Here is a 23,683-nt window from a genome sequence, read left to right as displayed (position 1 = left end):
GGCGCCCGCCCGGTCGTCCCCCTTCCGGCCGCGATGCGGAACTACGCGCGTCACGTCGGCGGGCGGGGGCTCCGTCAGCCGGTGCAGTCGGGGGCGGAAGCGGCACATCGGATTCCGCCGAGGGCTCCGGCGCCGATCCCGGCGAAGTTGGCCAGGCTCGTGGTGCCGGGCTCGAAGTAGCCGGTGTGCCCCTCGGCCCCGGCGGCGGACAGCAGCCGGGCCCCGAAGCCCGCGGAGACCGGGTCGGCGCCGTGGCCGAGGCCGCCGACCTCCAGGTGCGGCACGTCCTGGATCCAGTCGTCGCTGTCGCGCATGGCCCAGACCCGGGCGCTGGTGTGCAGCTCGGAGACGTGCCGGGCGCGCATGCCGGGGCTGCCGGCGACGGCGATGTCGGTGACCCGGGCGTCGAGGTCGCGGGCGGCGACGCCGCACACCACCGAGCCGTAGCTGTGGCAGAACAGGGCGACGGACGAGCCGCCGGGTAGGCCGCGCACCAGCGAGCGCAGCCGCAGCGCCCCTTCGGCGGCCAGCTTGCCCGTGGCCGCGTCCATGCCGACGCCGGCGGGGGTGGTGTAGTCGGCCCAGGCGATGACCGCGGTACGGGCGCCGGGGCGGGCGGTGCGCTCGGCGGCGTAGAGGGAGTCGGCCATTCCGACGGGGGCCGTGTACGGCCGGCCGCTCTTCTCGAAGGTGAGGACGTTCGTATCGACACCGGGCACCACGACGGAGACCCGGTCGGCGCGGTCGAGGTCGCCGAAGACCTCGGCGACCCGTCCGGCCCCGCCGGGGTCGAAGGCGAGGATCTGCCGGTCGCCGGAGAGCAGCGAGTCGAAGCGGTGCATGCGCCGGCCGGCCTCGTAGCGGCCGGCGGGGGTGAGGCCGCCGTCGTGGGTGCGGCGCTCCTCGACCGCGCGGGCGCGGGTGAGCGCGGTGCGGTTGGCGCGGTAACGCAGGTCCACGGGTGCGCCGTTGAGGTTGCCGACGACCAGGGGGTAGCGGTCGGCGAGGCGCAGCCGCTCGCCCGGGGAGAGCGCGGCGAAGAAGCGGGCCAGGGTGCCGGGCCCGGCGTACGGGGAGGGCAGCGGACGGCCGCCGCTGCGGCCGTGCTGCCAGGCGGAGAGCGCCGCCTGCCGGGGATCGGCGTCCGCCCCGCGGTCGTGCACGGCCGTCCAGCCGGTCGTGGCGAGCATCACGAAGACCACGGCCAGCGCGAGCAGGGCCCGCCATACCGTGGCCGCGTTCGTCCAAGGCAGGGAGGAGGGGGAGCCGAGCTCCGGGAAGGAAGTCACCGCGGACCACCCTAGGAGAAACCGGAGCGCGTCCGCCAAGTCAGTGATGCGTATCACGTTTGACAGGGGGTGATGCTGGACATATGTGCGTCGGCTCACGTCGGTTTGGCCGGCGATTCCGGCGACGATTCCAGCCGGGGGCGCGGCCGGTGGTCCGGTCAGCGGGGGGCCGCCCGCCAGCCCTCCGCCAGCGCCGGGCCGATCTGCTCCAGGTAGGCGGTGATCAGCCGCAGCAGGCCGTCGAGGTCGCCCTCCTCGTCCTCGCCCCAGACCCGGGACGCCGCCCGCATCACCCCGCTGCACGCGGCCACCAGCACCCGGGGGCGGGGGTCGGTGGCCGGATCGAGCCCCTCGCGGCGGGCGATCTCCGCCGCGAACCGCTCCTCCAGGACGGCGAGCCGGCGCAGCCGGGCGGCCAGCAGCTGCGGCGTCGACTCGATCATCCGCTGGGTGCTCAGATAGAGCCCGAGCGGGACGACGGCCTCGATGGCCGGGCCGATGGACCGCGCGGAGGACATGGCGGCGTTGCACAGCGCGGTGAGCGGCGGCTCGTGCGGCGGGCGGTCCGCGAGGGAGGCGAAGGCGACCTCCTCCTCCATCTCCTGGAGGGCGAGGGCGACTTCCTCCTTGTTGGCGAAGTAGCGGAAGAAGGTGCGCTGCGAGACGTCCGCGGCCTCGGCGATCTGGTCGACGGTGGTGCCGTCGTAGCCCTGCCGGGCGAAGAGGTCCAGCGCGCACCTGGTGAGGGCGTTGCGCGTCCGCTGCTTCTTGCGCTCCCGCAGTCCCGGAAGCGCCTCGCGCTCCGTCACACCGTCGATCGCCTGCATGGGCCCCTGCCTCTTCTCGCTGTTTGCGCTGGTCAGAATAGTCGCCGGGCAAGTTGTCAGATGACGACTCATGAAGCTCTTGGGCAATTGTCGGCGTCTGCCATAACCTCGGTCCATGACGCCTCAGACCGCTGTCGCAGGTGCAACACCACCGGACCTCGGACCCCCGAGCGGACTGCGGGGCCGCCCCTGGCCGACCCTGCTGACCGTCGCGATAGGCGTGATGATGGTCGCGCTCGACGGCACGATCGTCTTCATCGCCAACCCCGTCATCCAAAAGGGCCTGGGAGCCTCGCTCGCCGACGTCCAATGGATCACCAATGCCTATCTCCTCGCCCTCGCCGTCGCCCTGATCACCGCGGGCAAGCTGGGTGACCGCTTCGGCCACCGCCTGATCTTCCTTATCGGTATCACCGGCTTCGCCGCGTCCTCCGGAGTGATCGCCCTCTCCGGCACCGTGTCGATGGTCGTCGCCCTCCGGGTGCTCCAGGGCCTGAGCGGGGCGATGCTGATGCCCGCCGCGCTGGGCCTGCTGCGGGCCACGTTCCCGGCCGAGAAGCTCAACATGGCGATCGGCCTGTGGGGCGGTGTCATCGGCGGCTCGGCCGCGGGCGGGCCGATCATCGGCGGCCTGCTGGTCGAGCACGTCAACTGGCAGTCCGTCTTCTTCATCAACGTGCCGGTCGGCGCGGTCGCGCTGGTGCTCGGCCTGCTCGTGCTGAGGGACCACCGCGCCGAGAACGCGCCCCGCTCCTTCGACCTGCTCGGCATCGTGCTGCTCTCGGGCGCGATGTTCTGCCTCGTCTGGGCGCTGATCAAGGCGCCCGTCTGGCACTGGGGGGACGCCCGGACCCTGCTCTTCCTGGGCGTCTCGCTCCTCGCGTTCGTCGCCTTCGCCCTCTGGCAGACCAGGAGCCGCGAACCGCTGCTCCCGCTGCGGCTCTTCCGCTCCGTGCCGCTCTCCGCGGGCACCGCCCTGATGATCCTGATGGCCTTCTCCTTCATGGGAGGCCTCTTCTACGTCACGTTCTACCTGCAGAACGTGCACGGGATGTCGCCCGTCGACGCGGGGCTGCACCTGTTGCCGCTCACCGGCATGATGATCTTCGCCTCGCCGGCCGCGGGGGCGCTGATCACCCGCGTCGGACCGCGCGTCCCGATCTTCGTCGGGATGGTCCTCACCGCGGGCGCCTGCTTCGGCATGTCCACCCTGGAGGTGGACTCCGGGACGCCGCTGATGTCGGTGCTGTTCGCCGTCTTCGGTATCGGCCTGGCGCCGGTCGTGGTCGGCGCGACCGAGGTCATCGTCGGCAACGCGCCGCTGGAGCACGCGGGGCTGGCGGGCGGTCTGCAGCAGGGGGCCATGCAGGTGGGCGGCACGTTGGGGACGGCGGTGCTCGGGGCCGTCATGGCGTCCCGGGTCGGGAGCGTCCTGCCGGACAAGTGGGCGGGGGCGGGGCTGCCGCCGCTGAGCGGTGCGCAGAAGGGGGCGGCTTCCTCGGCCGTCGAGGTCGGCGTGGCGCCGGTGCCGGAGGGGACTCCTCCGGAGTACGCCGCGAAGATCACGGACGTTGCGCATGACACGTTCGTGTCCGGGATGAGTACGTCGTTCGTCATCGCGGGGTGCGTTGCCGTGGTTGCGGCGGTGCTTGCGCTCTTCACCAAGCCCGGTGAGAACGCGGGTGCGGGTCACGGGGTCGCGCACGTGTGAGCGGAGGCCGTCGTCCGGCTGCGGGCCGCTTGTGCCCACCCGTTCCGCCCCAGCGGAACGACCGCCCACAAGCTATGACGAACGCCCGGACCCCCAAGGGTCCGGGCGTTCGTCACTGTTCAGGCTGAGCGCCCAGCGACTACGCGTCGCCGCCCGCGGCGCCCGGGTCGGCGGCCGCGACGTCCAGGAGCTGGTAGCGGTCGATCGCCTGCTTCAGGGCCGAGCGGTCGATCTTGCCCTCCTTGGCGAGCTCGGTGAGCACGCCGAGGACGATCGACTGCGCGTCGATGTGGAAGAAGCGACGGGCCGCACCACGGGTGTCGGCGAAGCCGAAGCCGTCCGCGCCCAGCGACTGGTAGGTGCCCGGCACCCAGCGCGCGATCTGGTCCGGGACGGCACGCATCCAGTCGGACACGGCCACCTTCGGGCCCTCGGCGCCGGCGAGCTTCTGCGTCACGTACGGGACGAGCTGCTCCTCCTCCGGGTGCAGGAGGTTGTGCTCCTCCGCCTTGATGGCGTCGTTGCGCAGCTCGTTCCAGGAGGTCGCCGACCAGACGTCCGCCTTGACGTTCCACTCCTCGGCGAGGATCTTCTGGGCCTCGATCGCCCACGGCACCGCCACACCCGAGGCGAGGATCTGCGCCGGGATCGCGCCCTTCTCGCCCTGCTTGAAGCGGTACAGACCCTTCAGGATGCCCTCGGCGTCCACGTTCTCCGGCTCGGCCGGGTGCTGGATCGGCTCGTTGTAGACGGTCATGTAGTAGAAGATGTCCTCGGCGTTCTCGCCGTACATCCTCCGCAGACCGTCCTGGACGATGTGCGCGATCTCGTAGCCGAACGCCGGGTCGTACGCGACGACGGCCGGGTTGGTCGAGGCCAGCAGGTGCGAGTGGCCGTCCGCGTGCTGGAGGCCCTCACCGGTCAGGGTCGTACGACCGGCGGTCGCGCCCAGGACGAAGCCGCGCGCCAGCTGGTCGGCCATCTGCCAGAACTGGTCGCCGGTGCGCTGGAACCCGAACATCGAGTAGAAGACGTAGATCGGGATCAGCGGCTCGCCGTGCGTGGCGTAGGCGGAGCCGGCGGCGATCAGCGAGGCGGTGCAGCCCGCCTCGGAGATGCCGTCGTGCAGCATCTGGCCGGTCGGGGACTCCTTGTACGCGAGGAGCAGCTCGCGGTCCACGGCCTCGTACTGCTGGCCCAGCGGGTTGTAGATCTTCGCCGAGGGGAACAGCGAGTCCATGCCGAAGGTGCGGTACTCGTCGGGCGCGATCGGCACGAAGCGCTTGCCGATCTCCTTGTCCCGCATGAGGTCCTTGAGCAGGCGGACGAACGCCATGGTGGTGGCGATCGACTGCTGGCCGGAGCCCTTCTTGGTGGGGGCGTAGGCCTTGTCGCCCGGCAGGACGAGCGGCTTGGAGCGGTCCACACGGGAGGGGACGTACCCGCCGAGCGCCTTGCGGCGGTCGTGCATGTACTGGATCTCTTCCGAGTCCTTGCCCGGGTGGTAGTACGGCGGGAGGCCGGACTCCAGCTCCTTGTCCGCGATCGGGATGTGCAGACGGTCGCGGAAGCGCTTGAGGTCCTCGACCGTCAGCTTCTTCATCTGGTGGGTCGCGTTGCGGCCCTCGAAGTTCGGGCCGAGCGTCCAGCCCTTGACCGTCTGCGCGAGGATCACGGTCGGCTGGCCCTTGTGGGCCTTGGCCGCCGCGTACGCCGCGTAGATCTTCTTGTGGTCGTGACCGCCGCGGCCCAGGTGCAGGATCTGGTCGTCGGTCATGCCCTCGACCATCTTGCGCAGGCGCTGGTCGTCGCCGAAGAAGTGCTCGCGGATGTACGCGCCGGTCTCGGTGGCGTACGTCTGGAACTGGCCGTCCGGCGTGCTGTTGAGCTTGTTGACCAGGACGCCGTCGCGGTCCTGGGCCAGCAGCGGGTCCCAGGAGCGGTCCCACACCAGCTTGATGACGTTCCAGCCGGCGCCGCGGAACTGCGACTCCAGCTCCTGCATGATCTTGCCGTTGCCGCGCACCGGGCCGTCGAGGCGCTGCAGGTTGCAGTTGACGACGAAGGTCAGGTTGTCCAGGCCCTCACGGGCGGCCAGGGACAGCTGGCCGAGCGACTCGGGCTCGTCCATCTCGCCGTCGCCCAGGTACGCCCAGACGTGCGACTTGGAGGTGTCGGCGATGCCGCGGGCCTCCATGTAGCGGTTCATCCGGGCCTGGTAGATCGCGCCGAGAGGGCCGAGGCCCATGGAGACGGTCGGGAACTCCCAGAAGTCCGGCATCAGACGCGGGTGGGGGTACGACGACAGGCCGTAGGGGGCCTTCGACTTCTCCTGGCGGAACGCGTCGAGCTGCTGCTCGGACAGTCGGTCCAGCAGGAAGGCGCGGGCGTAGACGCCGGGGGAGGCGTGGCCCTGGAAGAAGATCTGGTCGCCGCCGTCGCCCTCGTCCTTGCCGCGGAAGAAGTGGTTGAAGCCCACGTCGTACAGCGAGGCGGAGGACGCGAAGGTGGCGATGTGACCGCCGACGCCGATGCCCGGGCGCTGGGCGCGGGACACCATCACGGCGGCGTTCCACCGGGTCGCGTTGAGGACCTTGCGCTCGATCTCCTCGTTGCCGGGGAAGAACGGCTCGTCCTTGGTCGCGATGGTGTTGACGTAGTCCGTGCTGCGCATCTCGGGCACGGCCACGCGCTTCTCGCGTGCGCGCTCGATCAGACGAAGCATGAGATAGCGGGCACGTTCCCGGCCTCGCTCATCGACGGCCGCGTCGAGCGAGTCGAGCCATTCCTGGGTCTCTTCGGGATCGAAGTCCGGGACCTGGCTGGGAAGACCGCCAATGATGATCGGGTTGCGATCGGATCCGGAAGCCACGCTGTTCCTTCGCTGTTCGGTCGTGTCGTGCTCTGCACGCGATCGATGTCGCATCGAATGCTTCTCGATGCTGTGCACGCGGTCACATGCAGTGTCTGGTTATGCCGCGCCGGCTCCCATCGTGGACCGCGGCGACGGAAACGTCATCTCTACTGGGCAGTAACCACCACTCACGAGATGAAGTGTTCGGGGTCGGCCGTGGGTGGACGGCCAAATCGCAACCTTACGCCCCCTATGGGGGTCCCCCGCGTACGGCCGTTCGGCCCCGGATGCCGTAATCCCAGGGAGTAACTTCACAAACCTGGCACAACGCTGTGGTGTGAATCACTTGCGGCTGCTGCCTCATGGTGGGAGTTGCCATGAGACGTCAACGTTTGGGAGGGATCGCTGAGCGGGTACTTGCGCGATCCGTCCGTCACGTGTGGACTACGCCCCATGCCTCGCGTATACGGGGGGCACAAGAGCATTTCTCGAAAGATGACAGGAGGCACTCAGTGAGCGCGACCGCGGACCACGCGGAGGAGCGGACCAACCCCGCCGCACGGCTGGGTTTCGAGCCCGGACAGGTGGTCCAGGAGATCGGCTACGACGAAGACGTCGACCATGATCTCCGTGAAGGTATTGAGTCCCTCATCGGCCAGGACCTCGTCGACGAGGATTACGACGACGTGGCCGACGTCGTCCTGCTGTGGTTCCGGGATGAGGACGGAGACCTCACGGACGCGCTGGTGGATGCCATCGGTCTGCTCGACGAGGGCGGCGACATCTGGCTGCTGACGCCCAAGACCGGCCGTGACGGCTACATCGAGCCCAGCGACATCCAGGACGCGTCGCAGACCGCCGGTCTCTCCCAGACCAAGAGCATCAGCGTGGCCAAGGACTGGAGCGGCACGCGTCTGAGCGCGCCCAAGTCCAAGCGCTAGGCGGCCGGGCGCCGGGGAGTTCCCCGGCCGCCGGACAGTGCGCGACGAGCGTCCCCGCGCCCCCCACAGCACGGCTGTGGGGGACGCGGTGCGTTCCGGATCCGGGGCAGTGACAGACTGGCCGTCCACCCGAGCCCGGCCCGCGGCCGGCGCCCGCAGCAGAGAGGGATGCGCTCCATGGCGATCGACGCCGGTACCAAGGCCCCCGACTTCGCGCTCAAGAACCAGCACGGCGAGACCGTCCGGCTCTCCGACTTCCGCGGCGAGAAGAACGTCGTCCTGCTCTTCTACCCCTTCGCCTTCACCGGCGTGTGCACCGGCGAGCTGTGCGCCCTGCGCGACAACCTGCCGACCTTCGTCAACGACGATGTGCAGCTGCTCGCGGTCTCCAACGACTCGCCGTTCTCCCTCCGCGTCTTCGCCGAGCAGGAGAAGCTCGACTACCCGCTGCTCTCCGACTTCTGGCCGCACGGCGAGGTCAGCCGCGCCTACGGCGTCTTCGACGAGGAGAAGGGCTGCGCGCTGCGCGGCACCTTCGTCATCGACAAGGAGGGCGTGGTCCGTTGGACGATCGTCAACGGCCTGCCGGACGCGCGTGACCTGAACGAGTACGCGGCCGAGCTGGCCAAGCTCTGACGCTCCGGCCCTTCGCTGTGCGCAAGACCCTGCAATCGGTGGGAACCGGTCACTAGGATCCAGACGTTGACCGGTTGCCATCGCACAACCGGGGGCGTGGGCCCAAGGGCCCGGCCCCTCGAACCAATGGAGGACTCGTGGGAGTCAGTCTCAGCAAGGGCGGCAACGTCTCGCTGACCAAGGCGGCCCCGAACCTGACCGCGGTCATCGTCGGTCTCGGCTGGGACGCCCGTACCACCACCGGTACGGACTTCGACCTGGACGCGAGCGCGCTGCTGACCAACGAGCAGGGCAAGGTCGTCTCCGACCAGCACTTCGTCTTCTTCAACAACCTGAAGAGCCCCGACGGTTCGGTCGAGCACACCGGTGACAACCTCACCGGTGACGGCGAGGGCGACGACGAGGTCATCAAGGTCAACCTGGCAGGCGTCCCGGCGGATGTGCACAAGATCGTGTTCCCGGTGTCGATCTACGACGCCGAGACCCGTCAGCAGAGCTTCGGCCAGGTGCGCAACGCGTACATCCGCGTGGTCAACCAGGCCGACAACACGGAGCTGGCCCGCTACGACCTGAGCGAGGACGCCTCGACCGAGACCGCGATGGTCTTCGGCGAGCTCTACCGCAACGGCGCGGAGTGGAAGTTCCGTGCCATCGGCCAGGGTTACGCCTCGGGCCTGCGCGGCATCGCGCAGGACTTCGGCGTCAACGTCTGAGCCGCCAGTGCCACCGTCCGGCGCCGCACCCCCGGAATTCCGGGGGTGCGGCGCCGGACGCGCACGGTGACGCGCATCGTTCAACTCGGGGAGGAACAAGATCATGGGTGTCACGCTCGCCAAGGGCGGCAACGTCTCGCTGACCAAGGCGGCCCCGAACCTGACCGCGATCGTCGTCGGTCTCGGCTGGGACGCCCGTACCACCACCGGTGCGGATTACGACCTGGACGCGAGCGCGCTGCTGTGCGCCGCGGGCCGGGTGCTGGGGGACGAGTACTTCGTCTTCTACAACAACCTCAAGAGCCCCGAGGGTTCGGTCGAGCACACCGGTGACAACCTCACCGGCGAGGGCGACGGCGACGACGAGACGGTCCTGGTCGACCTCACCAAGGTCCCGGCCGCCTGCGACAAGATCGTCTTCCCCGTCTCCATCCACGAGGCCGACGTCCGGGGCCAGAACTTCGGCCAGGTGCGCAACGCCTATATCCGTGTGGTCAATCAGGCCGACGGGGCCGAACTGGCCCGCTACGACCTGAGCGAGGACGCCTCCAGTGAGACGGCCATGATCTTCGGCGAGGTCTACCGGTACGGCGGCGAGTGGAAGTTCCGCGCGGTGGGCCAGGGTTACGCGTCGGGGCTGCGCGGGATCGCCCTGGACTTCGGCGTCAACGTCTCGTAGCACCGCGTGCGGATCGCGGGGAGTGCGACCGCGTGACGCGGGCCGGATGCGGATACGCCCATCCCGGTTGCCTGGCAGGGCATCTAGACTTCGGGGTCAACGTTTCGCAAAACCCTGCCCGCGCGGCGGGGAGAACCCGAACAACGAAGGATTGGGTAGCCAGTGCTCCTGAAAACCTTTGGCTGGTCGTTCGCCATAACGGCGGCCGGTCTTGCCGCGGCCGGCGTGCTCTGGGGGTGGAAGGGGCTGGCGCTCGTCGCGATCCTGTCCGTCCTGGAGATCTCGCTGTCCTTCGACAACGCGGTCATCAACGCGGGGATCCTGCGGAAGATGAACCCGTTCTGGCAGCGGATGTTCCTGACGCTGGGCATCCTCATCGCCGTCTTCGGCATGCGGCTGGTCTTCCCGGTCGTCATCGTGGCCATCACCGCCAAACTCGGGCCCATCGACGCGATCGACGTCGCGATCAACCACCACGACCGCTATGAGCAGCTGGTCACCAGCGCCCACCCGGCCATCGCCGCGTTCGGCGGGATGTTCCTGCTCATGATCTTCCTCGACTTCATCTTCGAGGACCGCGACATCAAGTGGCTCAGCTGGCTGGAGCGGCCGTTCGCCCGGCTCGGCCGGATCGAGAGCCTGTCGGTGATCGTCGCGCTGGTGGTGCTGATCGTCGCCGCCACCACGGTCGCCACGGGCGTGCCGGTGCACGGGGGTTCCGGCACGGTGGACAAGGCGTCCACGGTCCTGCTGGCCGGGGTCGGCGGACTCGTGACCTATCTGGTCGTCGGCGGCATCTCGGCGTTCTTCGAGGAGCGCCTGGAGGACGAGGAGGAGGACGAGGACGGGTCCGCCGTCGAGAAGAAGTCCGGCGCCTCCGCGGCCGTCGGGCTGGCCGGCAAGGCCGCGTTCTTCATGTTCCTCTACCTGGAGGTCATCGACGCCTCCTTCTCCTTCGACGGTGTCATCGGCGCCTTCGCGATCACCAACGACATCTTCGTGATGGCGCTGGGCCTGGGCATCGGCGCGATGTACATCCGCTCGCTGACGGTCTTCCTCGTCCGCAAGGGGACCCTGGACGACTACGTCTACCTCGAGCACGGTGCGCACTACGCGATCGGCGCGCTCGCCGTGATCCTGCTCGCCACGATCAAGTACGAGATCAATGAGGTGATCACGGGTCTCATCGGCGTGGTCCTGATCGGTCTGGCCTTCTGGTCGTCGGTGCGGCGCAACCGCAAGGAGACGGAGGCGGGCGCCGGCAGCGGGGACCGTCAGGAGGTCGCGTCCGGCGTGTGAGACCCGGTCCGGCCCGGGTGTGACCCCGGCACGTGCGCGGGAACCCTCTGAGCGGGGCGGTGGTGAGTTTCAGCTCGCCGCCGCCCCGCTCACCGGTTTCCGGAGGGGAGACCGGACCACGAGGGTCACGAGGGTGGGGGCCGTCATGACGGTACGGGACAAGCTGTTCGGCAACTGGGGGCGCGGGGCCGCCTGGCAGTTCGACGCCCCGCACGGCGGGAGCGGCGCGGTCGAGCTGACCAAACGGCGCCCGGTCTACTCGCTGACCAAGAACGGCGCGGTCAGCGGGAACATGCGGGTCAACCTGTCCTGGCAGATGAGGACCTCGGACTTCGACGGACGGGGACCCGGGCGCGGGTCCGTACGGCACCCGTTCCGGAAGTTCACGCCGGAGGTCGTACAGGCGCAGGGGACGGCCATGGTCACCGTGGACCTCGACCTCGCCTGCATGTATGAGCTGTGGGATGGGTCGAAGGGCGTAGTCCAGCCGCTCGGCAACATACTGGGCAGCATCAACGCCCCGCCGTATGTGCAGTTGAGCGGTGACGACCGCTTCGGGTCCGGGACGGGGGAGACGCTCTACATCAACATGGACCACCGGGATGAGATCAAGCGCCTGCTGGTCTTCGTCTACATCTATGACGGGACCCCGGCGTTCGACCGTACGCAGGCCACGGTGACGCTGTATCCCGGCAACGGCCCCCGGCTCGAAGTCGCGCTCCACGAGCGGGCGCCGGAGGCGCGGTCGTGCGCCGTGCTGCTGATCGAGAACGACAAGAAGGAGATTGTCGTGCGGAGGGAGATGCGGTACGTGTACGGGTTCCAGTCGGAGCTGGACCGGTTGTACGGGTGGGGGTTGCAGTGGGGGCGGGGGTACAAGAGCAGCAAGGTGTGAGGGTCGTTTTCGCGGCTTCGCCGCGGTGAGTTGCCCCGGCCCCGCCCTTTCACCGTTTCCCCGGGGCAAGCCCCGGACCCGTGCCCGCGCTTCGCGCGGGTGGCGGGGCTTCGCCCCTGCGCCCCACCGGGGGCTTCGCCCCCTGGCCCCCTGAAGCGCCCTGCGGGCGCTGTCCTCAAGCGCCGGACGGGCTGGGTGTGTGCCCCTGTCCCGCCCTTTCACCGTTTCTTCCGGGGAGACCCCGGACCCTGTCCGCCCTTCGGGCGGAGTCCTCAAGCGCCGGAAGGGCTGAAGTGCGCGCCCGGGCCGAAGTGCGCGCCCAGGCTGAAGTGTGCGCCTGGGCTGGAGTGTGCGCCGGGCTTTGGATTCCGGCCCGGGCGCGGAATCCAGCCCGTCCGGCGCTTGAGGACGAGCGGCGCAGCCGCGTTGCCCCCGCGCGGAGCGCGCAAGAAACGGTGAAAGGGCGGGCCGGGGGCAAAACCCCTACCGAGCAGCCGCCGGTAGGAACTGCGGCCCCTGCGGCGGCAGTCGGAAGCCCGGATCCGGCACCGGCACCGCCCCCTGCGGCGGATACCCGTACGACGGCTGCCCGGTCGGATACTGCGGATACCCGTACGCGGGCTGCGGCGCGGGAATCACCGGCGGAACGGAGGGCGGCGGCGGATAGCCACCGGCCGGTATGGGCTGTATCGGCTCGGCGGCGGCAGCAGCGGCAGCGGCAGCCGCGGGGGCCGGCTCAGACGCCGGCTCGGGCTCAGGCACAGACGCAGGCGCCTCCGCCGAATCGTCCTCCACCGAGATCCCGAACTCCGTCGCCAGCCCCACCAGCCCCGACGCATACCCCTGCCCCAGCGCCCGGAACTTCCAGCCCTCCCCGCGCCGGTAGAGCTCACCGCAGATCATCGCCGTCTCGTCCCCCGTCTCCGGCCGGACGTCGAAGCGGGCCACCGCCTCGCCCCCGGGCGCCGCCGTGTCGTACAGCAGCACGCACAGGTCCTCGACCAGGCCGAACGGGCCGCCGTCCGCCGAGGCGGCGAGGACCACGCGGCGCACCGAGCCGTCCAGCGCCGCCAGGTCGGTCTCGATGGAGTCGGTCAGCCCCTCCGTCAGCCGTTTCTTGGGCAGGTGGCGCACCAGGCCGGACGGGTGGCGGGGCTGGTTGTAGAAGACGAAGTCCTCGTCGGAGCGCACGCGGCCGTCGTCGCCCAGCAGGAGGGCGGAGGCGTCCACATCGGGGACGCCCGGACCGGGGGTCCAGCGCAGCACGGCCCGAACGGCGGGGGCCTCCAGCGGGATGTTCGATCCCTTCAGCATCGCGTGCGTCATGCCCGCAATCCTGCCCTCCCGCACGGGCCCCGGACAACGCGGGCCGACGCGACGGCGGTTTGGGGAACTCTTGACCCACCGCCGAGCGTACGATAATCGGCCACGCAGGACGGCGGACGGCCGGACCGGGCGGTGGTACGCCGTGCGGGACGGGGACGCGGCGGGAACGTCACGGGGAGCAACGGGGAGAAAAATGCGGCATTTTGGACACCTCGCGCCCGAGGTGCGGAATGGACTGTTCCACCAGGAGCCGGCCGAGTTCGACGCCGGCTCCCCGGCCCGCGTCCTCGCCGCCGCCCTCGGCGCCACGCTCTACTGCCCCGCCACCCGCCCCACCCTCGCCCGGGACGTCGTCAAACAGGCCGACCAGGGTGTCGTGTCCATGGTCCTGTGCCTGGAGGACTCGATCGGCGACGCCGACGTTCCCGCCGCCGAGGAGAACCTCGTCCGGCAGTTCGCGGAGCTGGAGCGGGCCGCCGCGCCGCACACGCCCCTGCTCTTCGTCCGCGTCCGCGAGCCCGAGCAGATCACCGACCTGACGCACCGCCTCGGCCCCGCCCGCCGGCTGCTCTCCGGCTTCGTCCTGCCCAAGTTCACCGAGGACCGCGGACTGCCCTTCCTGGAGGCCGTCGCCGAGGCCGAAGCCGCCCACGGGCAGCGGCTGTTCGCCATGCCCGTCCTCGAATCCCCCGAGCTCCTCCACCTGGAGACCCGCGCCGGGACCCTGGCCGGGATCGCCCGCGCCACGGACAAGCACCGCGAGCGCGTCCTCGCCCTGCGGCTCGGCGTCACCGACTTCTGCTCCGCCTACGGGCTGCGCCGCGCGCCCGACATGACCGCGTACGACGTCCGGCTCGTCGCCTCCGTGATCGCCGACGTCGTCAACGTCCTCGGCCGCGCGGACGGCAGCGGGTTCACCGTCACCGGGCCCGTGTGGGAGTACTTCCGCCAGCACCAGCGGATGTTCAAACCCCAGCTGCGCCGCAGCCCGTTCGCCGGACCCGCGGAGGCGCTGCGCTCCGCGCTGATCGAGCACGACATGGACGGGCTGCTGCGCGAGATCGAACTCGACCGTGCCAACGGCCTGCTGGGCAAGACCTGCATCCACCCCACGCATGTGGCGCCGGTGCACGCCCTGTCGGTCGTCAGCCACGAGGAGTTCAGCGACGCGCGGGACATCCTGCGCTCGGTCGACGACGGCGGTGGCGGGGTGCTGCGCTCCTCGTACACCAACAAGATGAACGAGGTGAAGCCGCACCGCGCCTGGGCAGAAAGGACCCTGCTGAGGGCCGAGGTGTTCGGCGTGGCAAGAGAGGACGTCGGTTTCGTGGAACTGCTGGGCGCGAGCGTACGGGGAGCGATCCTGTGACCGCCGAATCCATCTGGTCGGGCTCCTGGGTGGCGGACCGCCTCGGGGTGCGGCTGGAGGGCGACGCCGCCCTCCCCGGGCTGCTGGGCCTCGCGCTGCGGCGCAACCCGCGCCGCGCGCACCTCCTCGTCTCCAACGTCCTCGGCAAGCACGTGCCGCAGCGGCCGTCGGCCGTGTACGACGCGGGGGCCGGGCTCGGCCGTCGCGTCCGCGCGCTCCTCGGCGACGCGGACGCGGCCCGGGCGGTCGTCCTCGGGTACGCCGAGACCGCCACCGGCCTCGGCCACTCGGTCGCGGACGGCCTGGCGCTCGCGCCGTATCTGCACTCCACCCGGCGCCCGGTGCCGGGTGTCGCGCCGGTCGGCGGCTTCGAGGAGGAGCACAGCCACGCGACGTCCCACCTGCTGCTCCCGGAGGACCCGGCGCTGCTGTCGACGGACGGCCCGCTGGTCCTCGTCGACGACGAGTTCTCCACCGGCCGGACGATCATGAATACGATCGCCGTGCTCCACCGCCGCTACCCCCGCGACCGGTATGTGATCGTCGCCCTCGTCGACATGCGCTCGCCCGACGACCGGGCGCTGCTCGACGCCTTCGCGGCGGAACTGGGCGCGCGCGTGGACCTGATCACCCTCGCCTCGGGGACGGTGACCCTCCCCGAGGACGTCCTGGAGCGCGGCTGCGAGCTGGTGGAGCGCTGGTCGCGCCCGGACGAACCCGGTCCCGCGGGATCCGGCTCCGGCGCCACCCGCGTCGGCCTCCGCTGGCCCGCCGGCCTCCCCGACGGCGGGCGGCACGGCTTCACCCCCGCGCACCGCCGCCGCCTGGAGGCCGAACTGCCGCGCATGGCACGGGAGATCGCCGGTCACCTGGACGGCGACGGCGACGGCGGCGGCCGCGTCCTCGTTCTCGGCAACGAGGAGCTGATGTACGCGCCCCTGCGCCTCGCCGGGGCCCTGGAGGCCCTCGGGGAGGACGTGCGCTTCTCGACCACCACCCGCTCGCCCGTCCTGCCCGTGGACGACCCGGGGTACGCCATCCGCACCCGCCTCCGCTTCCCCGCCCACGACGCCCCCGCCGACGGCCCGGGCGACCGCTACGCCTACAACGTGGCGGGCGGGGGCTTCGACACCGTCGTCGCCGTCGTCGACTCCACCGCCGACACCCCCGAACTGCACGCCCCCGGCGGCCTGTTGGACCGGCTGTCCGCACACACCGGAAAGGTGCTGCTCGTCGTGATCCCCGCGCACCGGGCCCCGCGCGAACCCCTGCGCGGCCCCGCCTTCTCGTCCTACGCACCCGAGGACGTGGGCTGGCTGCTCCAGGACCTCTCCGGCGTCACCCTGGAGGCGCCCATCGAGGAGCGCGAGGAGGCGATCCAGAGCGGCGGCGCGCACTACGCCGAGTCGCTACCCGTCGAGTACCAGCCCAGCGAGCGCTACCAGGAGCTCTACCGCGCCGCGCTCGACGCCTCCGCGGACCGCATCGCCCGCGCCGTCGGCGTCGTCACCGAGACCGTGCTCGCCGAGCGGTCCCCCCGCCCGGTGCTGGTCTCGCTGGCCCGCGCCGGCACCCCCGTCGGCGTGCTGATGCGCCGCTGGGCCCGGCACGCGCACGGCCTGGACCTGCCGCACTACGCCGTCTCCATCGTCCGCGGCCGGGGCATCGACACCGCCGCCCTGCGCTGGCTCGCCGACCGCCACGACCCCCGCGACGTCGTCTTCGTCGACGGCTGGACGGGCAAGGGCGCCATCACCCGCGAGCTCGAAGCGGCCCTTTCCGGAACGGACTTCGACCCGCGGCTCGCCGTCCTCGCCGACCCCGGCTCCTGCGTGACCACCTACGGCACGCGCGACGACTTCCTCATCCCCTCCGCCTGCCTCAACTCCACCGTCTCCGGCCTGATATCGCGCACCGTCCTGCGCGCCGACCTGGTCGGCCCGGACGACTTCCACGGCGCCAAGTACTACCGGGAGCTGGCCGGTTCGGACGTCTCCCGCGCCTTCCTCGACGCCGTCGCGGCCCGCTTCGACGCCGTCGCCGAGGACGTCGCCCACGACGCCAAGGAACTCGCCGCCGCCGACCGCACCCCCACCTGGCAGGGCTGGGCCGCCGTCGAGCGGATCAGCGAGGAGTACGGCATCCACGACGCCAACCTCGTCAAGCCCGGCGTCGGCGAGACCACCCGGGTGCTGCTGCGCCGCGTCCCCTGGAAGATCCTGGCCGCGCGCGGGGCGGGCACAGCCCTCGACCATGTGCGCCTGCTCGCCGCCCAGCGCGGCGTCCCCGTGGAGGAGGTGGACGGGCTGCCGTACAGCTGCGTCGGCCTCGTCCACCCCCGGTACACCAGGGGCGCCACCGGCGCCGACGGGAAGGCGGTCGTCACCTCGTGAACACCCTGATCGCCAGCGACCTCGACCGCACACTGATCTACTCGTCCGCCGCCCTCCGCCTCGCCGGGCCGGACGCGGCCGCGCCCCGGCTGCTGTGCGTCGAGGTGTACGAGGGCAGACCGCTGTCGTACCTGACCGAGACCGCCGCGGAACTCCTCGCCGGACTCGCCCGCACCGGCGCGTTCGTCCCCGCCACCACCCGCACCCTCGCCCAGTACGGCCGCGTCCGGCTGCCCGGGCCGCCGCCCCGGTACGCGGTCTGCGCCAACGGCGGCGAGATCCTCGTCGACGGCGTGCCCGACACCGCCTGGCGGGCACGGGTGCGCCGGGCCGTGGCGGACGGCTGCGCGCCGATGGACGAGGTCCGCGCGCACATCGCCCGTACCGCCGACCCCGCCTGGCTCCTCAAGTCCCGTACCGCGGACGGCCTCTTCGCCTACCTCGTCGTCGACCGGGAGCGGCTCCCCGCGGCCTGGGCGGACGAACTGGCCGCCTGGGCCGGGGAACGCGGCTGGAGCGTCTCCCTCCAGGGCCGCAAGATCTACGCCGTGCCCCGCCCGGTCACCAAGGGCGCCGCCGTCACCGAGGTCGCCCGCCGCACCGGCGCCGGCCGCGTCCTCGCCGCCGGCGACTCGCTGCTCGACGCCGATCTGCTGCTGGCCGCCGACCTCGGCTGGCGGCCCGGCCACGGTGAACTCGCCGACAGCGGCTGGAGCGCGCCGCATCTCACGGCGCTGGAGACGGTGGGGGTGGCGGCGGGGGAGGAGATCGTACGGGCCTTCGCGGACGCCCTCGTCGACGACCGGGCGGAGGCGGGCACGGTCCGTAACGTCTGACCGAAGGCTTTCGTGACCGGACTCGGGTTCATATCGTCGTCCGCGGATCAGTGAATTCCGTACCACCGACCCGTACTTCCCACCCGCCGAGGAGCCCCCGTGACCGTGAAGAAGAGCATCGCGCTCAGCCCCGAGCTCTACCAGTACCTCCTCGACCACAACCCGCCGCTCGACCCCGTCCTGCGGAAGCTGGTCGACACCACCCGCTCCCTGCTCCCCGAGAACGCCCACCTCCAGGTCGCCGAGGAACAGGCCCCGTTGCTCGCCTTCCTCGTCCGCCTCACCGGCGCCCGCCGGATCCTGGAGATCGGCACCTTCACCGGGCTCTCCTCCCTGGCCATGGCCCAGGCCCTGCCCGCCGACGGCAGCCTGATCGCCCTCGACGTCTCCGAGGAGTGGACCGCCCATGCCCGCCGCGCCTGGGCCGAGGCGGGCGTCGCCGACCGCATCGACCTGCGCATCGGCGACGGCCTGGCATCCCTGCGGGCCCTGCCCGCCGAGCCGCACTTCGACCTCGTCTTCCTCGACGCGGACAAGGAGAACTACGTCAACTACTGGGAGGAGATCGTCCCCCGGCTGCGGGCGGGCGGTCTGCTCGTCGTCGACAACACCCTCTTCCAGGGCACGGTGATCGATCCCGGCGTCACCGGATCGGGTGCGGGTGTCCGGCGGTTCAATGACCACGCCGCGGCGGACAAGCGCATGGAATCGGTCATGCTGAACGTCGCCGACGGTCTGACACTGGCCCGCAAGCTTTCCTGATCAGCCCCGCAAGCTCTCCTGATCAGCCGCAGCAGCCGCCCCCGCAGCACCCGCCGCCTCCGCCGTCACGGGGCGCGGCGGGTGCTGCGGCGGAGACGCCCGTCACAGCGACGGTCGACAGCAACTTCACGGTGTCCGCGTGCCCTTCGGGGCAGACGGCCGGGTCGGACGACTGCGCCATCGGACGGTTCAGCTCAAAGGTGCCGCCGCAGGCGCGGCAGCGGTATTCGTAACGAGGCATGCGGCCAGCCTAGTCAGTCACCCCCGGCCGCCGCGCTCCTCCCGGATCCGGCCCACGACGTCCGCGACCGAGCGCCGCACCGCCTCCGTCTCGGTCAGGAACGCCCACCAGTCCGGGTGCCGGCCGGTGAGGGCCGCCACCGCGCGGTCCAGCCGGGCCACCGCCTCGTCCAGCGGGCCCGCGTGCCGCGGGTCCGGAGTGCTCCGCCCGGCCATCGCCAGCCGCTGGGCGTCCCGGATCGCGAACCGCGTCCGCTCGATCTCCCGCTGCCGGTCCGCCGACACCTCGTCCAGCCGCCGCAGCCGGTCGCCGGCCGCCGACACCGACTCGTCGGTCGCCGTCAGCAGCGCCCGCACCGTCGACAGCAGCGCCGTCGCGTCCGGCCAGCGCTGCTCGTCGCGCGCCTGCCCCGCCTCGCGCAGCTTGGCCTCCGCCTGCCCGACCGCCTGCCGCGCCTGCTCCGGCACCTGCTGGAGGTCCTGCCAGCACGCCGCGCTGTAGCGGCGGCGCAGCTCGCTGAGGACGGGGGCGACCGCCCCGGCCCGGGTGGTGATCGCCTGGGCGCGGGTCCGCAGCGAGACGAGCCGCTTGTCGATCTCGGCCGCCCGCCGCGGCAGTTGCTCCGCCTCGGCGCGGATCGCCTCCGCCTCGCGCAGCGTCCGCTCGGCCCGCTCGATGGTCTGCGGGACGCCGTGCTGCCCCGCGCCCTCGTTGAGCCGGGTCAGCTCCGGGCCGAGGGCGGCGAGCCGGGCCGCCAGGCCGTCGGCCCGCAGCCCGGTGGAACGGGCCGCGTCCAGCGCCCCGCTCGCGGCCAGCAGGCCCTGCCGGGCGCGTTCCACGGCGGGGGCGAGCTTCGTCAGCTCCCGCTCGGCCGCCGCCAGCAGCGGCCCGAGCCCCTGCCCGAACCGCTCCAGATCCGCCTTCGCCCCGACCAGCTCGTCCTTCGCCCGGGTCAGATCCGCGCGGGCCCGTCCGGCCGAGGCGGCGTCCAGGTCGTCCCGGTCCAGGTCGTGGGCGTCCACGGCGGTGATGTACGCGCCCGACACCTCGTCTATCCGGGCCCCGAACGCGGCGAACTGCTCCGCGGCCCGGCGCGCGGCCGGCGAGGAGTCCACGGCGGTGATCGTCTCGATGGAGATCCGCAGGTCGCGCTGGGCGGTGTCCAGCTCGTAGAAGGCGGCGGCCGCGGCGTCCTTGGCCGCCTGCGCCTCGGCCCGCTGGCCCTCGGCACGGCCCCGTCCCCAGCGGCGGGTGCCCCCGCCGGCGAACGCGGCCGGTGCGGCGGCGGCCGCCGCGGCCAGCAGCGGCAGTGGCAGCAGCACCAGCGCGACGGTCTCCCGGACCGCTCGTACGGACTGCGCTCGTACGGACTGCGCGAAGGGGGTAACCGTCACGTGCGCCCTGCCCTCTCCTGTTGGTCGCCCAGGCCAGGGAGCCATTCTCCCACCCGCCACGGGCGCCCACGCGGGCCGGTCAGCCGCCCGCGCGCACGCGCACGTCCCCGTTCTCGCTGCGGGCCCGCACCGTGTGCGCGGAGGAGTCGTCCCGCTCCGCGTCCACCTTCACCGAGCCGTTGACGCTCTTCGCATCCACCCGGTACGCCGCACCGTCCGGCACCGTGACCGTGACGTTCCCGTTGACGCTCTCGCCGCGCACCGCGTCCGGCGTCCGCCGGGGAGCCACGGTGATGTCCCCGCTGTCGGACCGCACGGACACCCGACGCGAGTCGATCCCGTCGACGGCCCGGATGTCACCGTTCTCGGTCCTGAGATCCAGCCGCCCGTCGGCCCCGTGCACCTCGATCGTCCCGTTCCTCGAGCGGAACTTCAGGTCGCCCTTGATCCCCCGGGACGTGACCCCGCCGTTCCGGTCCTCGACGATCACCGTGACGCCCGCCGGCACCTCGATCCGGTGCTTCGACTCGCAGTGCTTGCTGATCCCGCCGCACTCCTGCCGGAGCCGGAGCGTGCCCCCGTGCATCTCCCACGACGTCCGCGTGGACCCGCCCACCGACCATCCGTCGAACCACCGCGTGACCCGCACGCCCTTCCCGCTCCCCGGCACCAGCTCGAGCTGCGAGTTGTCGTTGTCCACGGTCAGCGTCCGCCCTCCGAGCGCGAACGTCCGCGTCTCCGGCTCGGCCTCGTCCAGATCCGGCTGCCCGCACCCCGCCAGCGCCGCCCCGATGACCGCGATCCCCCCGACGAGCAACGTCAGACGTACGGCACGATCACGGCGAGGCATGCGGACTCCCAGGTCAGGCGATGGATCACGACCTCCCCACCCTAGGAACCACCCCCTTCCCCGACGATCCTGCCCGCCGCCGGAACGGGGGTGGGGATAACCCCCGGGCACCCTCCGGTCCCGGGTTTGCCAGGCGTCGGGCGGGGGCATGTAGGCTGTCGTTTCGTTGCGGGCGCGTAGCTCGTGCGGGTGCATAGCTCAGCGGTAGAGCGCCGCTCTTACAAAGCGGATGTCGGCGGTTCGATCCCGTCTGCGCCCACCAGCACAAAGGGCCCTCCAATCAACTGATTGGAGGGCCCTTTGCCGCTGTATGGGGACAGGCCGGGGACGGAGCGTTGAGCATGTCCCTTGGTGCGATCGATCTTGCGGTGGACGGTCCAGCAGATCCAGCGCTCCGTAGCGCCCGATGGATCAGGGCAAGCTCGGGAGGCCGGTTAGAGGGAGAGGGCGGCCGACGTTGGCGATCGCGGCTTCGGGGAATCCGTCGCGCAAAAGTGGCAGGGTTCGCCCGAAGTCAGCGAACAGGCCGCCGCCATCCACGGGCCACATCAGAGGGTCGGCAACTGGGACGCCGACATAGGCCCGTCCGGGGGCGTCGTCCCATGTGGGATCAAGGACTGTTCCGTCCGGGCGCACGCACCAGGCATGCGGGAGGTGGAAGTCGAGCCCGGCATGGGTCAGGGCGAATCCCTCGGCGTACACCAGTCCTTGACCACGGTGCGCCAGGGCGTAGTTGGCGGCGTTGCTGTAGCAGAGCCGGTCAGGCATGCCGACCAAGTCATGGGGGCTCGGGACGGCAGTGAACCGCCGTGCCAGGGCCAGCAGGAGGTGAAAAGGAGTTGGGTAAGCCCAGTGGCCTGGGGTCTTGTAGGCGTGCCCAGAGAGCTCCGCGTGCTGGCGGATGATGTCAACGAGCTCGGTTTCGCCAGCGATGCAGCGATCGGTGTCAGGACTGCCGGTCATGATTCGATGATCCTCTGGGTAGCGCCAGTTGGGCATCTTCGGCAGAGCGGTTGCACTGCCACCCGACCCTCCGGCTGATCGAAGTGGTGCGCCCCGGGGGTGGACGACGGGCCGGTCACGGCGCGCCCTCGTCGACGCGGTCGGTGGGCGGCAGGAGTAGGGAGACTAGTTGGCCGACGGCGGCCGCGATGGTGACCGTGACGTCCTCCGTCACGGTGCCGGCTGCTCGACCGCGTGCCGGGCGTGCTCGGGGATACCAGGGCAGATCCCTTGGTCGGGGTAGGGGTGGCGCCGGTGTCGGTTGTGCGGGGAGTTTGCGTCGCAGATGCTGGCGAGGGCCGTGGCGCAGTCCGGGCAGAAGGGGAGCGCCGCGCCGTCGCCCACGATGGCGGCAGTTTTGGCGCACGGCGTCATGGCGATCAGGCTCTCGCCGTGGGCGGCATGCTGGTAGCGCCCGGATGGGAGCCCGACGAGCCGAGGGTAGGCGGGATGGGTGCTGGGCGGTTCCGTCATCGGTCTCCTCCAAGGAGATACCGGGCGACGGCGAGCGCGGCCGCGGTGGGGTGGACGGTTCCGTCGCGGTCGGTGGCGAGGTCGTCGAGGAGGTCGGCGAGCGCGAGGCCGACCATGGGGTCCATGGCGGCGATGTACTCGGCGTGCTGTGGATTCATGTGCGGCCAGACACCGCGGCCGTGTAGACGGTTGGAGCCGCCTCGAAGTAGCGGTTCCCGGCCGCGTCCGTCGGGTGTGGTGTTGTCGACGGCCTCGAGGTAGCAGTCGTGGTCACGCAGTTCTTCCCTGGTGACTGCGTCGCGGTGGTAGCGCACTGCCCAGGATGCCGTCGGCCTGTTAGCGGTGTTGGTGGAGGCTGCTACGGCGAGGGCGCGGAGCCGCTCGGCGGCGGTACGCAGCACGACGGTCGGAGCAGGGGGCATCAAGGCTCGTGCTTCGACGGCTACTCGGGTGGCGTAGGTGTCCAGGATGAAGCCTGCACGGCGGCGTCGGCCCGTGTCGGTGAGTGGGCTGTCGTGTAGCTGGCGTACGGGGACGGCCTCCAGCGGCTCGTCGGTCGCGTGGTTGACCACTTCGGCCTTCGCTGCACCGGGTGCGTAGTTGGTGATGCGGATGGGCGGTCCGCTGCTGGCGGAGCGGTAGACCTGGCCGGTCTGGATGGTATGGCTGGTCACTGGTCGGCACCGTCTTTGACGAGCTCCGGGTGGGTGGCCCGAGTGTGCTGCTCGGCGCCGTGCCGCACGTCCTGTGGGGTCCGGCCCAGTCCGTTGGCGGAGCACTGTCGAGTCTGCGGCCCGGTGGTGACGGTGGCGGTGCACGCCCATTCCCACGGGAAGGCGCGGCTGAAGGAGCGCTTGATCCGCCAGGTCGTCGGCCCGGTGTCGATGGCGTAGCCGTTGCGCCGGGGACGGCCGTACTCGGTGAGCGGGCTGGAGTGGAGCTGTGTGACGAGGATCTGGCGCGGCCGCTTGCCGCTGTCGGCGTCGACTACCTCGGCGCGGGCGTCGCCTGGGGCGTAGCTCTCAATGCGGATGCGGCGGCTGCCGTCGCTGACCGGACAGGCCAGATAGATCTGGCCGACGCTGATCGCGGTGTCGGGCATGGGGACCCTTTCGTCAGGCCGGCCGCCGGACGGGCGGCCGGGCAGGGCTAGGTCGTTTACTCGGTTGGGCGCTTGTCCCGGTCAGGCGAT

General features: G+C 71.3%; 22 protein-coding genes and 1 tRNA gene. 12 read left to right on the top strand and 11 right to left on the bottom strand.

The annotated features are described in order from the left end of the window. Window positions 1-74 precede the first annotated feature (74 nt). Window positions 75-1,289 (bottom strand): alpha/beta hydrolase, encoded by a 1,215-nt coding sequence (locus AB8735_RS13430; RefSeq protein ID WP_372407501.1) that lies wholly within the window; start codon window positions 1,287-1,289, stop codon window positions 75-77. Between the two features lie 158 nt (window positions 1,290-1,447). Then, window positions 1,448-2,116, bottom strand: a complete 669-nt coding sequence (locus AB8735_RS13425) for a TetR family transcriptional regulator (RefSeq protein WP_344032393.1) — start codon at window positions 2,114-2,116, stop codon at window positions 1,448-1,450. Window positions 2,117-2,231: 115 nt separating this feature from the next. On the opposite strand from AB8735_RS13425, the gene AB8735_RS13420 reads away from it, so the two are divergent. Further along, window positions 2,232-3,827: an MFS transporter gene (locus AB8735_RS13420; protein ID WP_372407500.1), complete on the top strand. Its 1,596-nt coding sequence runs from the start codon at window positions 2,232-2,234 to the stop codon at window positions 3,825-3,827. A gap of 139 nt (window positions 3,828-3,966) precedes the next feature. Here the strand turns inward: AB8735_RS13420 and aceE are convergent, their stop codons facing one another. Beyond that, window positions 3,967-6,699, bottom strand: coding sequence for a pyruvate dehydrogenase (acetyl-transferring), homodimeric type (gene aceE / locus AB8735_RS13415; RefSeq protein WP_372407499.1), 2,733 nt, complete (start codon window positions 6,697-6,699; stop codon window positions 3,967-3,969). 494 nt (window positions 6,700-7,193) lie between these two features. Here aceE and AB8735_RS13410 point away from each other — a divergent pair, with 494 nt between their 5' ends. From AB8735_RS13410 to AB8735_RS13385, 6 genes are all read left to right on the top strand, one after another. Continuing rightward, a complete protein-coding gene (locus tag AB8735_RS13410; RefSeq protein ID WP_344032397.1) occupies window positions 7,194-7,622 on the top strand; it encodes a DUF3052 domain-containing protein in 429 nt (142 codons plus the stop codon). A 177-nt stretch (window positions 7,623-7,799) separates the two neighbouring features. Next, a complete protein-coding gene (locus AB8735_RS13405) occupies window positions 7,800-8,258 on the top strand; it encodes a peroxiredoxin (protein ID WP_344032398.1) in 459 nt (152 codons plus the stop codon). A 137-nt stretch (window positions 8,259-8,395) separates the two neighbouring features. Continuing rightward, on the top strand, window positions 8,396-8,971 hold the full coding sequence (locus tag AB8735_RS13400) for a TerD family protein (RefSeq protein ID WP_344032400.1): 576 nt from the start codon (window positions 8,396-8,398) through the stop codon (window positions 8,969-8,971). Between the two features lie 103 nt (window positions 8,972-9,074). Next, window positions 9,075-9,650 (top strand): TerD family protein, encoded by a 576-nt coding sequence (locus tag AB8735_RS13395; RefSeq protein WP_372407498.1) that lies wholly within the window; start codon window positions 9,075-9,077, stop codon window positions 9,648-9,650. A 162-nt stretch (window positions 9,651-9,812) separates the two neighbouring features. Then, window positions 9,813-10,949 (top strand): DUF475 domain-containing protein, encoded by a 1,137-nt coding sequence (locus AB8735_RS13390; RefSeq protein WP_372407496.1) that lies wholly within the window; start codon window positions 9,813-9,815, stop codon window positions 10,947-10,949. Window positions 10,950-11,094: 145 nt separating this feature from the next. Then, window positions 11,095-11,844, top strand: coding sequence for a Tellurium resistance (locus AB8735_RS13385; RefSeq protein ID WP_372407494.1), 750 nt, complete (start codon window positions 11,095-11,097; stop codon window positions 11,842-11,844). Between the two features lie 483 nt (window positions 11,845-12,327). Here the strand turns inward: AB8735_RS13385 and AB8735_RS13380 are convergent, their stop codons facing one another. Continuing rightward, on the bottom strand, window positions 12,328-13,170 hold the full coding sequence (locus AB8735_RS13380; RefSeq protein ID WP_344032407.1) for a TerD family protein: 843 nt from the start codon (window positions 13,168-13,170) through the stop codon (window positions 12,328-12,330). Window positions 13,171-13,363: 193 nt separating this feature from the next. Here AB8735_RS13380 and AB8735_RS13375 point away from each other — a divergent pair, with 193 nt between their 5' ends. From AB8735_RS13375 to AB8735_RS13360, 4 genes are all read left to right on the top strand, one after another. Then, a complete protein-coding gene (locus AB8735_RS13375) occupies window positions 13,364-14,539 on the top strand; it encodes an HpcH/HpaI aldolase/citrate lyase family protein (protein ID WP_372407492.1) in 1,176 nt (391 codons plus the stop codon). Beyond that, window positions 14,536-16,932 carry a phosphoribosyltransferase gene (locus AB8735_RS13370; RefSeq protein WP_372407490.1) on the top strand — a complete coding sequence of 799 codons (2,397 nt, stop codon included), beginning with the start codon at window positions 14,536-14,538 and terminating at the stop codon, window positions 16,930-16,932. The genes AB8735_RS13375 and AB8735_RS13370 overlap by 4 nt, the downstream gene beginning before the upstream one ends. Then, window positions 16,929-17,768, top strand: coding sequence for an HAD family hydrolase (locus tag AB8735_RS13365; protein WP_372407488.1), 840 nt, complete (start codon window positions 16,929-16,931; stop codon window positions 17,766-17,768). The genes AB8735_RS13370 and AB8735_RS13365 overlap by 4 nt, the downstream gene beginning before the upstream one ends. A gap of 99 nt (window positions 17,769-17,867) precedes the next feature. After that, window positions 17,868-18,530: an O-methyltransferase gene (locus tag AB8735_RS13360; RefSeq protein WP_372407487.1), complete on the top strand. Its 663-nt coding sequence runs from the start codon at window positions 17,868-17,870 to the stop codon at window positions 18,528-18,530. A gap of 22 nt (window positions 18,531-18,552) precedes the next feature. On the opposite strand, the gene AB8735_RS13355 is transcribed toward AB8735_RS13360, so the two are convergent. From AB8735_RS13355 to AB8735_RS13345, 3 genes are read right to left on the bottom strand one after another with little or no spacing between them, the layout of a single operon-like run. Further along, the gene (locus AB8735_RS13355) at window positions 18,553-18,771 is read right to left on the bottom strand and encodes a zinc ribbon domain-containing protein (RefSeq protein WP_344032418.1); all 219 of its coding nucleotides are present in this window, start codon (window positions 18,769-18,771) and stop codon (window positions 18,553-18,555) included. Window positions 18,772-18,788: 17 nt separating this feature from the next. Next, the gene (locus AB8735_RS13350; protein WP_372407485.1) at window positions 18,789-20,210 is read right to left on the bottom strand and encodes a hypothetical protein; all 1,422 of its coding nucleotides are present in this window, start codon (window positions 20,208-20,210) and stop codon (window positions 18,789-18,791) included. A 34-nt stretch (window positions 20,211-20,244) separates the two neighbouring features. Then, entirely contained in the window at window positions 20,245-21,015 is a 771-nt protein-coding gene (locus tag AB8735_RS13345; protein ID WP_372407484.1) for a DUF4097 family beta strand repeat-containing protein, read from the bottom strand. Window positions 21,016-21,202: 187 nt separating this feature from the next. Here AB8735_RS13345 and AB8735_RS13340 point away from each other — a divergent pair. After that, a tRNA-Val gene (locus AB8735_RS13340) sits at window positions 21,203-21,277 on the top strand. A gap of 149 nt (window positions 21,278-21,426) precedes the next feature. On the opposite strand, the gene AB8735_RS13335 is transcribed toward AB8735_RS13340, so the two are convergent. The 4 genes from AB8735_RS13335 to AB8735_RS13320 all read right to left on the bottom strand — a co-directional run bounded on the left by AB8735_RS13335 (window position 21,427) and on the right by AB8735_RS13320 (window position 23,593). Then, complete coding sequence (locus AB8735_RS13335; RefSeq protein WP_372407481.1) at window positions 21,427-21,978, bottom strand: hypothetical protein; 552 nt, start codon at window positions 21,976-21,978, stop codon at window positions 21,427-21,429. A 210-nt stretch (window positions 21,979-22,188) separates the two neighbouring features. Further along, window positions 22,189-22,491, bottom strand: coding sequence for a hypothetical protein (locus AB8735_RS13330; protein WP_372407479.1), 303 nt, complete (start codon window positions 22,489-22,491; stop codon window positions 22,189-22,191). Then, complete coding sequence (locus tag AB8735_RS13325) at window positions 22,488-23,165, bottom strand: hypothetical protein (RefSeq protein WP_372407477.1); 678 nt, start codon at window positions 23,163-23,165, stop codon at window positions 22,488-22,490. Before AB8735_RS13325 ends, AB8735_RS13330 begins: the two co-directional genes overlap by 4 nt. After that, window positions 23,162-23,593 (bottom strand): hypothetical protein, encoded by a 432-nt coding sequence (locus AB8735_RS13320; protein WP_372407476.1) that lies wholly within the window; start codon window positions 23,591-23,593, stop codon window positions 23,162-23,164. The genes AB8735_RS13325 and AB8735_RS13320 overlap by 4 nt, the downstream gene beginning before the upstream one ends. Window positions 23,594-23,683: the final 90 nt, after the last annotated feature.

This window comes from Streptomyces luteireticuli, assembly GCF_041519305.1.
Lineage (GTDB): Bacteria > Actinomycetota > Actinomycetes > Streptomycetales > Streptomycetaceae > Streptomyces > Streptomyces luteireticuli.
The sequence above is the reverse complement of the archived record's forward strand: the minus strand, read 5'-3'. Positions and strand labels throughout refer to the sequence as shown.